This window comes from Bradyrhizobium sp. 45 (genome assembly GCF_023073155.1).
Classification (GTDB): domain Bacteria; phylum Pseudomonadota; class Alphaproteobacteria; order Rhizobiales; family Xanthobacteraceae; genus Bradyrhizobium; species Bradyrhizobium canariense_D.
In genome coordinates this window covers 1-13,681 of record NZ_JADPIX010000061.1, presented here as the reverse complement: position 1 = coordinate 13,681, position 13,681 = coordinate 1, and the positions used below count along the sequence as shown (strand labels likewise).

Annotated in this window: 12 protein-coding genes, 1 pseudogene and 1 other annotated feature; of the genes and pseudogenes, 11 read left to right on the top strand and 2 right to left on the bottom strand. The window is 57.8% G+C overall.

Going from position 1 to position 13,681, the window contains the following annotated elements:
* Window positions 1-230: 230 nt before the first annotated feature.
* The 4 genes from IVB42_RS11300 (at window position 231) to IVB42_RS11285 (ending at window position 4,920) form a co-directional block, all read left to right on the top strand.
* On the top strand, window positions 231-1,301 hold the full coding sequence (locus tag IVB42_RS11300) for an MBL fold metallo-hydrolase (protein ID WP_247470146.1): 1,071 nt from the start codon (window positions 231-233) through the stop codon (window positions 1,299-1,301).
* Window positions 1,302-1,431: 130 nt separating this feature from the next.
* Complete coding sequence (locus IVB42_RS11295; RefSeq protein WP_247470144.1) at window positions 1,432-2,088, top strand: hypothetical protein; 657 nt, start codon at window positions 1,432-1,434, stop codon at window positions 2,086-2,088.
* 478 nt (window positions 2,089-2,566) lie between these two features.
* Entirely contained in the window at window positions 2,567-3,499 is a 933-nt protein-coding gene (locus IVB42_RS11290; protein ID WP_247294322.1) for a hypothetical protein, read from the top strand.
* 119 nt (window positions 3,500-3,618) lie between these two features.
* Window positions 3,619-4,920 (top strand): DUF2235 domain-containing protein, encoded by a 1,302-nt coding sequence (locus IVB42_RS11285; RefSeq protein WP_247470142.1) that lies wholly within the window; start codon window positions 3,619-3,621, stop codon window positions 4,918-4,920.
* Between the two features lie 313 nt (window positions 4,921-5,233).
* On the opposite strand, the gene IVB42_RS11280 is transcribed toward IVB42_RS11285, so the two are convergent.
* Window positions 5,234-5,902: a hypothetical protein gene (locus IVB42_RS11280; RefSeq protein ID WP_247470141.1), complete on the bottom strand. Its 669-nt coding sequence runs from the start codon at window positions 5,900-5,902 to the stop codon at window positions 5,234-5,236.
* 132 nt (window positions 5,903-6,034) lie between these two features.
* Here IVB42_RS11280 and IVB42_RS11275 point away from each other — a divergent pair, with 132 nt between their 5' ends.
* The 7 genes from IVB42_RS11275 (at window position 6,035) to IVB42_RS11240 (ending at window position 12,117) form a co-directional block, all read left to right on the top strand.
* Entirely contained in the window at window positions 6,035-6,181 is a 147-nt protein-coding gene (locus IVB42_RS11275) for a hypothetical protein (protein WP_247294346.1), read from the top strand.
* A 544-nt stretch (window positions 6,182-6,725) separates the two neighbouring features.
* The gene (locus IVB42_RS11270) at window positions 6,726-7,319 is read left to right on the top strand and encodes a DUF6088 family protein (RefSeq protein ID WP_247357273.1); all 594 of its coding nucleotides are present in this window, start codon (window positions 6,726-6,728) and stop codon (window positions 7,317-7,319) included.
* Window positions 7,312-8,325 (top strand): nucleotidyl transferase AbiEii/AbiGii toxin family protein, encoded by a 1,014-nt coding sequence (locus IVB42_RS11265; RefSeq protein ID WP_247470139.1) that lies wholly within the window; start codon window positions 7,312-7,314, stop codon window positions 8,323-8,325. The genes IVB42_RS11270 and IVB42_RS11265 overlap by 8 nt, the downstream gene beginning before the upstream one ends.
* A gap of 818 nt (window positions 8,326-9,143) precedes the next feature.
* Window positions 9,144-10,001, top strand: coding sequence for a hypothetical protein (locus tag IVB42_RS11255; protein ID WP_247470136.1), 858 nt, complete (start codon window positions 9,144-9,146; stop codon window positions 9,999-10,001).
* A gap of 551 nt (window positions 10,002-10,552) precedes the next feature.
* Window positions 10,553-10,762, top strand: coding sequence for a hypothetical protein (locus tag IVB42_RS11250; RefSeq protein ID WP_247294358.1), 210 nt, complete (start codon window positions 10,553-10,555; stop codon window positions 10,760-10,762).
* Between the two features lie 205 nt (window positions 10,763-10,967).
* Entirely contained in the window at window positions 10,968-11,192 is a 225-nt protein-coding gene (locus IVB42_RS11245; protein WP_247470134.1) for a hypothetical protein, read from the top strand.
* 16 nt (window positions 11,193-11,208) lie between these two features.
* Window positions 11,209-12,117 (top strand): hypothetical protein, encoded by a 909-nt coding sequence (locus IVB42_RS11240; RefSeq protein WP_247470132.1) that lies wholly within the window; start codon window positions 11,209-11,211, stop codon window positions 12,115-12,117.
* Window positions 12,118-12,372: 255 nt separating this feature from the next.
* Here IVB42_RS11240 and IVB42_RS11235 read toward each other — a convergent pair.
* A pseudogene (locus IVB42_RS11235) lies at window positions 12,373-13,544 on the bottom strand (IS3 family transposase); the annotation flags it as partial.
* Window positions 13,219-13,335: a sequence feature (AL1L pseudoknot), on the bottom strand. It overlaps the preceding pseudogene by 117 nt.
* Window positions 13,545-13,681 lie beyond the last annotated feature (137 nt).

Sequence of the window (13,681 nt, the reverse complement as noted above, 5' to 3'; positions counted from 1 at the left end):
GGCAGCGGCGCCGTATCGGGTCGAATTCCTCGTTCAATATTGGCGTTTTCAGGTTGCGAGGCCAACGGGGAGCTGACCGATGCGAGATTTTCGCATCCTAATGCAACCCACTCATCTGAGATTCGGGACTAACGTGATTCTCGGCACCCCTAGAAAGAGTCCATTTCGGTATCGCTGTGACCAGAATCATTGCCTGAAAAATCTCAGGCCAAGCTCTTGGAGACGGAAACGTGGCTGACTATTTTGAGGTCGATTTTTTAGATGTCGAAGCAAAGAGCAGCGGTGACGCCATTTGCGTTCGCTATGAGTTGAATAATCAGACCTTCATTCATGTGGTCGATGGAGGCTATCAATCAACCGGCGAGAAGGTCGTCAACTTTCTTAACAAATACTACGGGACGCCGAGGCGGATCGATCATGTCGTGGCGACTCACAACGATGGCGATCATGCGGGAGGCCTGCAGCGCGTCCTGGAGGATTTTGAGGTCGGCGCGCTTTGGATGTTGCGACCCTGGCGTTATGCTGCAGAGCTTCTTCCTAGGTTCAAACGCTTCACGACCTCTCAAGGGCTGGAGAAAGCCTTGAGGGAGGCTTATTCCAATCTAGTTGCTCTTGAAGAGATCGCCCTCCGAAAGAACATCCCGATATATGAACCATTTCAGGGTAGCACGATTGGTGCTTTCCGCGTGATGGCTCCGATCCGTTCGCGCTTTCTGGATCTGGTTGTCTCCTCCGACAAAACCCCCGAGGAGAAAGGGTTGCTCGAGATCGCGCGCGATGCGGTTATTCGTGTGGCGAAGGAGGCCGCCGCGCTCGTCAAGGCAGCTTGGGGTGACGAATATTTTCCCGCGGGCGAGACGAGCAACGAAAACGAGATGAGCGTGGTTCAGTATGCCTATCTCAATGGTTGCAAAATCTTGCTTACCGGCGATACTGGACGCACTGGGCTCAAAGAAGTCATCGACTATGCACCTTTGATCGGATTGACGTTGCCCGGCATTGATCGATTCCAGGTTCCTCACCACGGCGGGCGCCACAACGTTTCGACCGAACTGCTGGATCAACTCTTGGGTGAAAGGAAGGCGGCCCAGGGCGGTAAGACAACCTTCACCGCGGTAATTAGCTCGGCTAAAGCCGATGAGAATCATCCGCGCAAATCCGTTGTTCGAGCTATGCACCATCGTGGGGCGCATGTCATCTCAACCGAAGGGTCAGACAAGCGAACTGCCAAAGACGCTCCGGAACGCGATGACTACAGCCTCGCCGAATGCTTGCCATATCCCGACAGACAGGAAGACTGAGACTTGCGTTCGCATCTCAGGATGTCCGGCGATCCATTTTTTTGTCGAATGGCGTTCGTGTTGGCCGAAGGATAGCGAGCCGGTTCTCTCGCTCTTTGCCGCGGTGCGAGCCCCCAAATAGGCAAGAACAATGACTAAGAAGGGCTCGAAAGAGAGATCTCTCAAGGATCAGAACACTACCTCCTTAATCACCATCCTGGTCGTCAACATCGCTATTTTCGCGGTTGCGCTTAAGACTGATCAGCTTGTTGCAGCCGATTATCAGGAGATGCTGAAGCATTGGCAGGCGCTTATACCTGCTGGATTGGGGGCCGTGCTCATCGGAGTGATCAACGGTTTGCTTGATATCCAAACCAAGGCCAGATTGGTGTTTTGGCGTTGGCACGATCCCCTGCCTGGATGTCGAGCGTTTTCTTACTATCTTCATCGCGATGCGAGAATCGATATCGGGACACTCAAGACTAACGTGGGGCCGTTTCCCACCACGTCGAGCGAGCAAAATGCTCTTTGGTATAAGCTCTACAAGTCGGTAGAGGACGATCCGGGCGTGCTGCAGGTCCATCGCATGTTCCTGCTGACGCGCGACTATGCCGGCATTGCGTTCATGCTGCTGATGGTCTTTGGCGGAATCGGCGTAGTGACCATGCAGACATATAAGACTGCGCTCGTATTTGCGGCCGCGCTCCTCGCGCAATTTGTCCTCAGCGCAATAGCGGCAAGGAATTATGGTGTGCGTTTTGTAAATACCGTACTCGCTTTAAAGGCGACAAGCCGCCGGCCAATCTAGCGGCGAGCTGCGAAAGCGTCGGGATCAGAACGCCGCATTCGTTGGCACGGGCAGTAACCACGCGACGATGCGCGTTGGCTGTTGCTCATCAGTGGATGCCCATCTTGCGAAATATTCAACCGCAATGTAAGGTCGTTTAATTTATGATATCAACTGTTTGTTGGCGGTCGGTTTTCGGGCCGATGGTGGGGGGACTTCATGCGCGCGTTTTGCTTGTCCATAATCTTCGTGACCTTCGTTTCAGGCGAGGCGTTTGCCTGGCGTTGCGGTGAGCCAGGAGCGCCGAAATGCCCAGGGGGCCTATGCGTTCACGACCTGACATTGGCGAGCGACTACTGCGCTCGAGGTCTCATCATCGCCGACAGCCCATCGGGACCGACTATAGCGGTCGCTTCACCCAAGGCCAGTGCACTGCTGCGCCGTTTGCGGGCCAAACCGATCGTAGGCAACGAATAAAGTTCCGATTGTGGGGGCGACCATGTTGGAGCGATCGTTTATTCTTGTCGCGCTGGGCTGTACGCTGACAGGCTGCGGACTCTCCTATTCGCGGCTACCAGAAGTGTGGGATCAGGCGGGGGACCCCAACGCTACGCGGGATATGGAACGCCAGGTCAAGAACGCCATCTACTGCGAACTGAAGTTCGGCCGGGACGAAATCCGCAGACTTCCGGTACCCGTACGGTTAGTTAACGGGAAGCAGGTCTCCACCGCGGAGGACGCCTACATGCCGGGCTCCTGGGGCGTCCTCATTCAACTTACGCTGCAGGCAGACGAGAAGAGTTCGGTGACACCAGGCGCGTCGTACAAGATGCCGCTCGCCAATTCGCAGACTTTCACCTTCGGTTTGGGTGGACAGCTTTCGTCCGAAAATCTGCACTCGCATAAGTATAATTTCTACTACTCCGCAAATGATCTGGCTGAGCCGATGATAGGCAGCAGCTGCGCTCCAGGCTTCCCTCTCGGGCCTCGGTCGACCAGCTCGCCGTTCGTGGATGCCTCAAACCTCGGTATCCGGGAGTGGCTCGTTGACGCGGTCCAGGTGATCGATTTCCATCGGTCGTCACGCGCGACCGCGAATGGTGAGGGGCCGCCGCTTGGGGTTGCCGGCACACAGTCGGATTCGTCGCAATACGACAACAAGTTCATCATCACGACGGATGCGAGTATGGCCGCGACATGGAGTCTTGTTCGGCTGTCGACGCCGTCCAGTCCCTTGCTCGATGCTAGCCGCACCAGGACGCACGAGCTTCTTATGACGCTGGCGCCCGGAGCCTCGTCTTTCCAAGCGGTCACCGATAAGCGAGGGAAGGTGGTCGGGAGGATCGTGAACGGCCCATCGCAAGCGGCCGTCGATGCGCACAACGCGGCTCTGATCGGCAGCGCGGTCGCGAACGCGCTGAGACCTCAGTGAGCGCGAAGGATCTGTGCCACCCACCTGGGCTCGTACCTACAGGGTTCAATCAGATCCCCTGACCCGCGATCGAGTCCCGGAGAAGGTCATAGAATTGATCAGCAAGCGTGGAGCTGCTTATGAAGATTTGGCGAATTTTTGAACGGCTCGCGCACTGGGTGGCCCTTCTCTTGGGTATTGTCGCAATCGTCGCGATCGGTGTGATTATCGGCCACCCTGCGGAGAAAAGCGGCAACCAGCCGAACTTCGCCGGTGCTGAGCAGCAACAGAAGCGTCTGGCGGTCTTTCTCGATGGGACGTGGAATAGTGTCGATAGCAACACGAATGTCTGGCGGATGCGGGCCCTGTGCGCCTCGAAAGGGAGAGACGGAAAGCCGCAGCTCGTCTACTACTCGGTCGGAGTGAACGGTTTTCTCGGTGGGGTGTTCGGACAGGGGCTCGATGAGAACATCCGGCTCGCCTACGAGTGGCTCATAGAAAATTACAACGACGGCGACGAGATCTACATTTTCGGCTTCAGCCGCGGCGCATACACCGCAAGAGCCTTGGCTGGATTGATCGCCATCGACGGCATCCTCAAGGCTGGGTCGCCCATAGGCGTCAGCGAGCTCTTCGAGCGCTATAGGAAAGGTGACGAGGAAAGTATTTGGACTTTGAAGGATAAGGAAGCGGCTGGCGACGTCGCCAAGCTGACCGAGCAGGAGAGATGGCTACTCAAGTATGCTCAACCCACGAAAATCAAGGTGATTGGCGTCTGGGACACCGTCGGGTCTGTCGGCTTGGCGGCAGGGAATATCCCCGGCATCAGCCGTTCGTCTTTCGATTATCTTCAGACCGGACTGCGTCTTCCCATCCTGAACGGATATCACGCGCTGGCTATCGATGAGCATCGGAACGACTTTGTTCCCACCCTCTGGGATGTCCACCATCCAAAAGATCCGAAGGCCATCATCGCGCAGCCGCGACTGCTCTCCGGCGTCGAGCAACGCTGGTTTGTGGGCGCCCACGCCAACGTAGGTGGCGGCTACGAGACCGACCTTCTCGCCCAGGCACCACTGCGCTGGATGATGAAAAAGGCAGAATCGCAGGGACTTTCGTTTCGATCAGAGGTCGACTTGGAGGGAAATTCGGTGGTGGCGCCGATCACCGATTCCTACAAGCTCTTCGGCTACGGGATGTACGCCAGGTTCACGCGACCGCTCTACCGGTCGATTGGCCAAGAGCCGGATGTCCGCGACGACGGGAGGCACATCAACATAAACGAGACGATCGACGGCAGCGTGTTTGGGCGCTGGCGCGCCGATCCCGGGTATCGTCCGACCAATCTTGTCGAATGGGCACAACGCAAGAAAGTAGACCCGGCGCAGCTGCAGACGTCCGTGCGGGCCGACGATCCTCATTCAGCCGTGCCCGACCAATAGTCGCACTGGATTTTGATGAGTCCCGACGGTCAAGCGGAGAGAAGCGAACATGCTAGCCCTCGAACCTAACTGTGCCACCGCGTCTTGTCGCATGTACCGACGTTGCTGATAGACCTATTGTTGCCTGAACTATTGTGCTCCCTGACCAGGGGAGCGATGAGGCCGGTCGTACAATCAATAGGCATTGGCGAGCGCGCCGATATCGCGCGCGGTCTTCGGCTCTGGCCCTGGTTGCTCGGCGAAAGGGGCCCATCGGGGCCGTGCTGGACGAAAAGGGGTGCCCTGGATAGCGCCTGTCCTGAACAAGGCGGGGTCAATCGAGGCTCACGTCTACTACCCGCTGGCTATTCAGATCGTATTTGCAGGTAACCACGATGTGCACGATTGTGCCGGATGCGTTCTGGAACTCCGCGTCGGGCTCGACCAACGTCGCCTGTCCGGTCCTCACGAAGTCGTTGCCGCTGTTGAAGTTGCTGAACGAAAAGAAGGGGAACGACGGGGCGCCGTACTTCGCGAGCTTCTTTGCCGCATACTGGCACGACAACGAACTGCGGCTGCTGTCCTTGAAATTGTTCATAAGGTCAGCGTTATCGGAGCACTGGCGCCAGTCGGAGTTGCAGGAGCCGTTCCGCGAGTCGGCGGCCGGCACCGGCTCCGGCTTCTTCGGATGTCCCCCTTCCTCGGCTATCTGCTTGGTCAGGACTGCCTCGCAATCCGGGATCGCGCCGGGCGCCTGGCAAACCTCTTCAGCCAGTTCGGCGGGCGACTTCGACGTAGGGGCGATGGCGTGCTCTTGACGCGCCAAGGCCTCTTCCTTTGCGCCATCGATGGCGGTCACCGGCAGGAACGTAACCACCGAGACTGTCAGCACGATTGCCGCCATTCGGCGGTCGCGGATGTACAGGAAGCGGAGTGGAAAGGCAATGGAGACCAGCCCGATCATGATGCCGAAGAAGGACAGGAAGCTTGCTACTGTCATCATGGGAAAGGTGCCGAACTGAAGGGAAGGCGGCAAGCTTAGGTTAAAGCGATGAAAGCCATCTTCCGGAATTTGCTAAATGTCTCTCTACCGTAGCCCCCGCGCGGGGCGCTTGGCAGAGTGTGCCGATGGAACTTGGCCCGATGGCTGCTGACCATGACGACGCGGCGTCCCTACGAGGTGTACACCATGGCCGCCTTCCACGCATTCATCGCGGCGAGGCTCGGCAAGCCGGGGCCGACGGCCGCGGAGCAAGCCGATCTTGCCGGGCCCGACAGTTAACGCCCCGGTGCGACTTGGCTGCCCACCTGCAGTGCCGGTGCAAGCTCGGACCTTAAAGGCGGACCTCGGAGGTTTCGCGGCGGAGCGCCGCCATCTGCGCTGAGATCGCGATCAACCGGCCGGACCCGACAGTGTGTGGTGCCGGGACAGGCCTGCTACCATTGTGCGCTTGATGGATGGCCAGGAGGGATGGTGCGAGGCCGTCTTTGGCTGCGAGCCCCAATCTCTCGCGGGGGCGCCCGCGAAAGGGCGACGTCGAATATCTCGCCGCCGCTCCGTCGATCAGTTTGCTTGTTTTCTCGCGAGCTGGAGGTGTTCGTCTACTCGGAGGGAATTAGGAGTGGGAATGGTCGGCTTACCTCGTCGGCTGAGCAGCTCGTGAGGACTGGGATTGGGCTTGAAAACCTGATTGTGGAACTCTTGAAATAGCCGGATCGGCCCTATGTTTTGACAAGTAATTGATTTTCCAAGGGAAACCTTTCTCACGGCGACACTTGTAGGGTGTCAGAAGTTCTCCTATGTTTCTGACAGTGGAGTGAGTGCCATGACCACCCTGAGCACCCGGATTTTGGAAGTCACAAAAGAACTGCCCGAAGGCGCGCCCATCGCTGCCAAGGCACTTTTGCAACTTGGAAAGCGTGCTGCCGTCGATCAGGCCCTTTCGCGTCTTGCCGAGCGAGGAAAGCTCTTGCGCGCGAGGCGAGGGGTATATCTACGTCCGGTCGAAAGCCGCTTCGGGACTAGAGCTCCGTCGGTCGAAAAAGTCATTGAGGAGACCAAGGCGCGCAGCGGTGAAATTATCGTTTCCAGCGGCGCTGCGGCGGCCAACCACCTCGGTTTGACGACGCAGGTACCTGTTCGGCAGGTCTTTCTGACCTCCGGTCCTTCCCGCCAGCTCCATCTTGGCAAGCAAGTTGTGGAATTCAAGCATGCACCGCGTTGGCAGCTTACCCTGGCCAACCGTCGAGCAGGTGAGGTCGTGCGCGCGCTTGCCTGGGTCGGTCCTGAGACTGCAAGACAAGCCTTGCAATCGGTCAGTCAAAAACTGACTCCGATTGAAGCGAACGAACTGAGGTCTGCCGCACCTTCATTGCCGACTTGGCTTGCCAAGCCGGTAAGCGAACTGCGCGTTGGATAAATTTCTAAATCTATCGAATGCCGAGCGCCGAGAGGCGCTCGGCGTTGCTGCTTCAAACTCAGGACTACCTGCACATCTTCTCGAGAAGGATGTTTGGGTCGTTTGGTGCCTGAATGCGCTTTTTTCCTCGCCAATGGGCGACCATCTGGTCTTCAAGGGCGGAACGTCCCTTTCGAAGGCTTACGGCGCAATCCGCCGTTTCTCGGAAGACGTCGATCTCACCTACGACATCCGCGCGATAGCTCCGGACCTGGTGAGCGCAAGTGAGGACAATCCGGTCCCTCAGAGCCGCAGTCAAAGCAAAAAGTGGAGCGACAAGGCACGAGAACGCCTCCCAGTCTGGGTCAAGGAAAAGGCGTTGCCCGTAATCAATAAGCGCTTGCAACATGACAAGCTGAGCGCCAAGGCTGAAGCCAAGGACGACAAGATTTTCGTCACGTACGATCCCTTGGAGACTGGTAGCGGCTATGTGAGCCCCGCCGTGATGCTCGAATTCGGCGCACGATCGACAGGGGAGCCGAGCGAACTTCATGACGTCGTTTGCGACGCTGCCCAGTACCTTGAAACTCTCGAATTCCCGACCGCTAAGCCCAAGACCATGAAAGCGGAGCGAACCTTCTGGGAGAAGGCGACTGCGATCCATGTCTTTTGCGTTCAAGGGAAACTGAAAGGCGAACGCTTCGCTCGCCACTGGTATGACCTTGTGAGATTGGACGATGCAGGGATTGCGGAATCGGCAATGAAGGACCGAAAACTTGCTGTAACCGTTGCGGAGCACAAGTCGTGGTTCTTCTCAGAAAAGGATTCTGCCGGGGCGGTCATCGAATACAACTCGGCCGTCGGTGGCGCCTTAAAGCTCGTCCCAGAGGGACAATCGCGAGTCGTCTTGGAACGAGATTACAAGCACATGATCGCGGACGGACTCTTGCTCGACGAGCCCGAGACATTTGATGAACTGATGCGTCGGTGCGCGGACCTCGAGAAATGGGCGAACAAGGTTATTTGAACCAACGTGCGCATCGGTGGATGCAGCCCAGCCACACCGCCATGTTTTGCGTCGGAAGTAAGGTCACGCACGAACGTGCAGCTAGCTGTCGCGCAGGAAAGTGCGGTCACCCAGTCGCGCGACGGTAAACACCGGCCAGCATTACAAAATCTAAATCCCGATTTTGCCTCCAAGCAAGTACGAACATGATAGAAGTGAATGAGCTCCGCAAGTTCGACATTGCACTGAATGAACTGCGCATCGACGTCATAGCAAAGAAGGCGGCCCGCAGAGTTGGATTGTCGACCACCATCGGCGGATATGAACCAAGCAATGGGCTGGCTGGCGAAGGCGGATTCGCCGGAATTGAAGCTCCACATACGTGGGTACGTGGAGCCCTCAGATCACGCGGAAGGGACCAGCCAAGATGCTCACGCCCCCAAAAGCATCGCACTTGACGCGATTTGCGACCACGTTGTTCGCGCTCTGCGCGGCACGAACAATCTTATGTTTGGCGGGTCTCGCGGGACCGAGGCATCGGCAGCCGACCGTCTTCGCCTCAGATGCGAGAAAGCGGGCGTCCCGAACGAGTTCTATCCTCATCACGGCAGCCTTTCGAAGGTTCTCCGAGAGGACCTTGAAATTCGGCTGAAGGACAGCAGCCTGCGACGACGGCGGTCTGCACGTCGACGCTCGAGTCGGAGTGGACATCGACTCGGTGAAATCCGTCGCCCAGATCGGCGCTTCGCGACGAAGGCAAATTTCATGTCGCTTCCTTCGCGAAGTATGCTGCGGCCCTATTTAGTATGTCATTGCTTCCGCTCCGTGCAACCACGCCCATGGACAACCAACTGTTTAGCGCGCAGACTATGTTGATGCGAGGACAACGCAATCAGCGGCTCGTCCTGAGGTTCAAGAACGTTCTGCGTAGAAGAGAACCTCACGGGCGGCCTTGGTATCGCCAGCTGGACATTCCCGCTTGGCTCAACGCGGTGTTTACCCTCACCTTGGCGATCTTCGCTTACGAAGCATGGGAGGAATCGCGGCGGGCCAGGGAGATTTTTCAAGGCCAATTGACTGCCGCGCAGGATCAAATTGCTGCCGCACGGGATGCGCAAAGGGCTTGGCTGACCGTGGCCACCAAGCTTCTTACAGGCTTTAAACGCATCGCCTTGGAAATGGGCCCGTCGAAACCGACGTTTGAGGGATACGAACTCTCCCTCGGCTACCAAACTAAAAATGTCGGCCATCTTCCCGCACAGGCAGTGCTCATCGGAAGCTCCTGGATCGTCCCCAAACCGGGGGGTGATTATCCTATGGACGAACTGTACAAGCAGCAGAAGGAAACCTGCACTCGACCTAGCACGCAAGCTACGGACTCCCAATCTGTCGTCGCCACGACTCGTGGAACAACTATCTTTCCCGACGAAGAGCCTTCTCAGAATTATGGTACAATTAGAATTGGCCTTGGAGGTTGGCCAACAAAGCCGTTCTCGACCGACTCTTATGTGCTTCTCGTTGGATGCGTTATGTATAGAACCGGAGGAACTAAAACCGACCACCACACTGCCTTCGCCTATAAGATAGAAGCAATCGACGGGCAGATGTTCTCCCTTCCCACCGATCCGGCGAAGATTGCGTTGGAGAACATGCGTCTTAGTCGGCTGCGTTTTACCGAATTGAATTCTGCCGATTAAGCTTTGCGCCAAAATGCTATCGTCGACGCAGTCCGTTCACGAACTCCGAACTGACAGATCTAGAGTTCCTCACGCCCTCGCCGTAAACTCCTCTCATCGCTCCAACCGAGCCATGGTGCGCCGGCTTGCAGCTCGAAGTAATCGCCTTCGGTCACCCGCGCCTTCGAACCACCCGACGTAACGTATCGTTGCTCACGGGCAGCATAAGTCGACGGGCAAAACAGATTGGGCCGGGCCGTTCGGCGCGCCCACGGCGCCAGAGCGCCGTCATCGAAACGCTCGGTGAAAATACGTCGACCGCACATAACAGTAACGCAGCGGAAGCGGCGCGCCATGACTACCAGGCGAACCGGCCGCCCTGCCAGCGGCAGATCGGTGAGGCGTCGCTGATATCGGCTAACCATTGGTGTTGGATGAAGCGTCAAAGAGGTTTTTCCAAACTGCAAACCCGATGGGGATAGTCGTGGTGCGTTGTTGGCGGTTGACGCCTCGGGAATGGTCGTACGGTACGAGCCGGGAAGCATCCCGGAGGCTCACTTTCGGAGACGGGCATGGCTAAAGCCACGCAAAAGCGAGAACCGAACCTGGCGAGGATCGCCGTAGGGATGGGCGGAATCCTATCTCAGTCCGAGACCGTTGTTCGAGCCTTTGGCCGGGAGCGGGGGTTTGTCCTCATGCTGCTCGCGGTCCTGGCTGGCGTCTTGGTCTCCCTCTGTACGCTTCTTTTTCTTACCAATGGCATCGTCAGACATTTCGGTTGAGTAGTGGGGATTACGGTTGTGAGAACCTACCTGCCGCAACCGGTTTTGATAGATTGGCGTCCCGGTGATTTGCTGCACCCCATGGATATCCGATGGTCAAGCCCACAGAGGTGAAGCTCCGCGAGTTTTTGAAGAACAGCAACCTGCCGTACCGAAGAGTCCGCCGTGGATACACAGCACCGCTTCGAGCAACCTGATTCCGATCTTGAATGAAGAGAAGCTTCTCGCGGTGAAGTGCAACGTCTTCCAGGGCGAAAAGCTCTGCTATCTGTTCGTCGGTCGTGCTGCCTATAAGGGCAAGGATGCGCTGAACCCGGAACCGTGGCAGCTGCCGACCGTGTTCGTGATGCGCTTCAGCAATCCGCCACCCTTGAAGCGGATACATCCCTTCGATACGGGCGCCTTCGAGCGGGGAAGGATGCCGGATTAACGCCGACGGGTACGAGTTGACCGGGCTGATTCCGGACACCTACCGGCAACGGCTTTTCCGGATTGGAGATCCTGCGCCCATCATCTTTTGGGTAGACCAGGCCCCGTACATTGTTGAAGGCGATGCCGAGAAAGCAAAGTTAGAGGAAATCTTCGGCACCCGGGCGCGAACCCACCCGGTCCTGAAGGACCTCGGGGGGATGTTGCACGATGCCCGGACGGGAGTGTTCAAACGCCAGCAGGAGGAGTGGCTGGCGCGGGAGTTGGAGGTTGCCTATGGCGATGTGTTCCTGGAGCCGCCAAGCCGGACGAAGTATTGGATACACCGCTACAGGGTAGCCCTCGAAAACGCCCGAAAGCTCACGCAGCCTCCCCACCCCATTGATGTGCGGTTGCGGCGCGCCTCAACGGAATGGCTGGAGAAGTTCGCCACCAAGACCGAACTGCCTATGATCTCGGCCCTTCTGGGCGAAGCATCCCAAGGCGTTTATTCGGTGCGCCAGATTGCCGAGATCATGTTTGCTTACCTGAGCAACAAGTTATCAGCGGCCCGTCCGGTCGAGATCAATAAGATCACCAGCGACCAGACCATCCGAGCACTGTTTGCTCACGGCATGTACGACTTCTATATCCAGGACGGGTGGCCCCATGCGCCGTTTCAGTATGGCAAGCTCGACTTTGTCGATCTGATGAAGGAACGGCTGGTGCAGGGGAGCGAAAGCTGGACGTGGGCGCCAGCTCTGCAGCTCGCCAAGCTCCTGTTCGGCGATAAAGACGTTCCTCCCGAAGTCGAGGATGTCGCGATGATCTACATGCGGCCGATCCTCACAGACTACAAAAGGTTGCTGGATGAACTTGCTAACCATTACACATACAAGGGTGAACTCCAGCGAAGGCATTCTAGAGCGCTCAAACGAAGTCCTTGACCTGTTCGACCGCATTCAGGAGTTGGGCCGCGTAATCGTTGGTGCTGACCGCGATAAGGCTCAAATGATGGACGGACGCTTTCAGGTTAGTGAGAGCCAGGTCAGGTGGTACCGGGCATTTTTGGAAAGCTGATCGAGACATGAAGGTCTTCTGGGCTTGGCAATCTGACCATCCGCGCGAAATCTCTCGTGATGTTATCCCCACCGCGGTTGAGGTGAACCGCCCCGGGTTTGCCGGAGGCCATTTGGTTTAAGTTATGCCGCCATGGCGGGTTGTTCCAGCATGGCGTAGTAGTGTTGCTCGGCTTCGGCCGGCGGTATGTTGCCGATGGGCTCGAGGAGCCTTCGGTCGTTGAACCAGTCCACCCATTCCAGCGTCGCGAACTCGACGGCTTCGAAGCTGCGCCATGGTCCGCGCCGATGGATCACTTCGGCCTTGTAAAGGCCGTTGATGGTTTCGGCGAGAGCGTTGTCATAGGAATCTCCGACGCTGCCGACAGAAGGCTCGACACCAGCTTCAGCCAAGCGTTCGGTGTACTTAATGGAGACGTATTGGGCGGATTCAAACGGTCGTCGCAACACTCGGAGTTTGGAGGTTGCGATGAACGCTGTAAGGCGTCGATCATGCAGTGCCTGCTCCAGCGCATCGAGCACGAAGCCTGCATGCGCCGTGCGCGAGGCCCGCCAGCCCACGATCCTGCGGGCATAGGCGTCGATGACGAAGGCGACGTAGACGAATCCGCTCCAGGTCGCGACATAGGTGAAGTCGGAGAGCCAAAGGACGTTCGGCCTTGGCGCCCTGAACTGGCGGTTGACGTGATCCAGCGGGCATGGCGCGGCCTTGTCGCTGATCGTGGTCTTAACCGGTTTGCCGCGGATAACCCCCTGCAAACCCATGTCCTGCATCAATCGCGACACCGTGCAACGAGCAACATCGAAGCCTTCTCGCTTGAGCTGCCGCCACACCTTGCGCGCGCCGTAGACGGAGAAGTTCTCATCGAAGACGCGCCGAACCTCGATCTTCAGCGCGGCGTCCTGCCTGGCTCGCGCCGACAGCTTGGCGGGATCGCGCCGCTTGGCCACATGGGCATGGTAGGTCGAGGGGGCGATCGGCAACACCTTGCAGATCGGCTCGACCCCATGCGCCCCACGATGATCGTCGATGAAGGCGATCATGGCTTAGACCGGCGGTCGAGCTCCGCCATCGCAAAATAGGCGCTTGCCTTGCGCAGGATCTCGTTGGCCTGCCGCAGCTCACGGTTCTCCCGTTCCAGGGCCTTCAGCTTCTCGGCCATCTCAGTCGGGACACCGGCCCGCTGCCCGCTGTCGATCTCGGCCTTCTTGACCCAGTCATGCAGCGTCTGCGGTGTGCAGCCGATCTTGGCCGCAATCGAGGTCACCGCCGCCCAGCGGGACGGATGCTCGCTGGCGTGCCTGGGATATCGCGTCGGCGCTCCCGTTGGCTACTGCGCATTTCGCTGATGGTGAGCGGCGATTTCAGGCGATCGTGAGCAGCTGTTTCGCGCGATGGTGAGCAGCGGCTTTGACCGACATGGGTGATTGG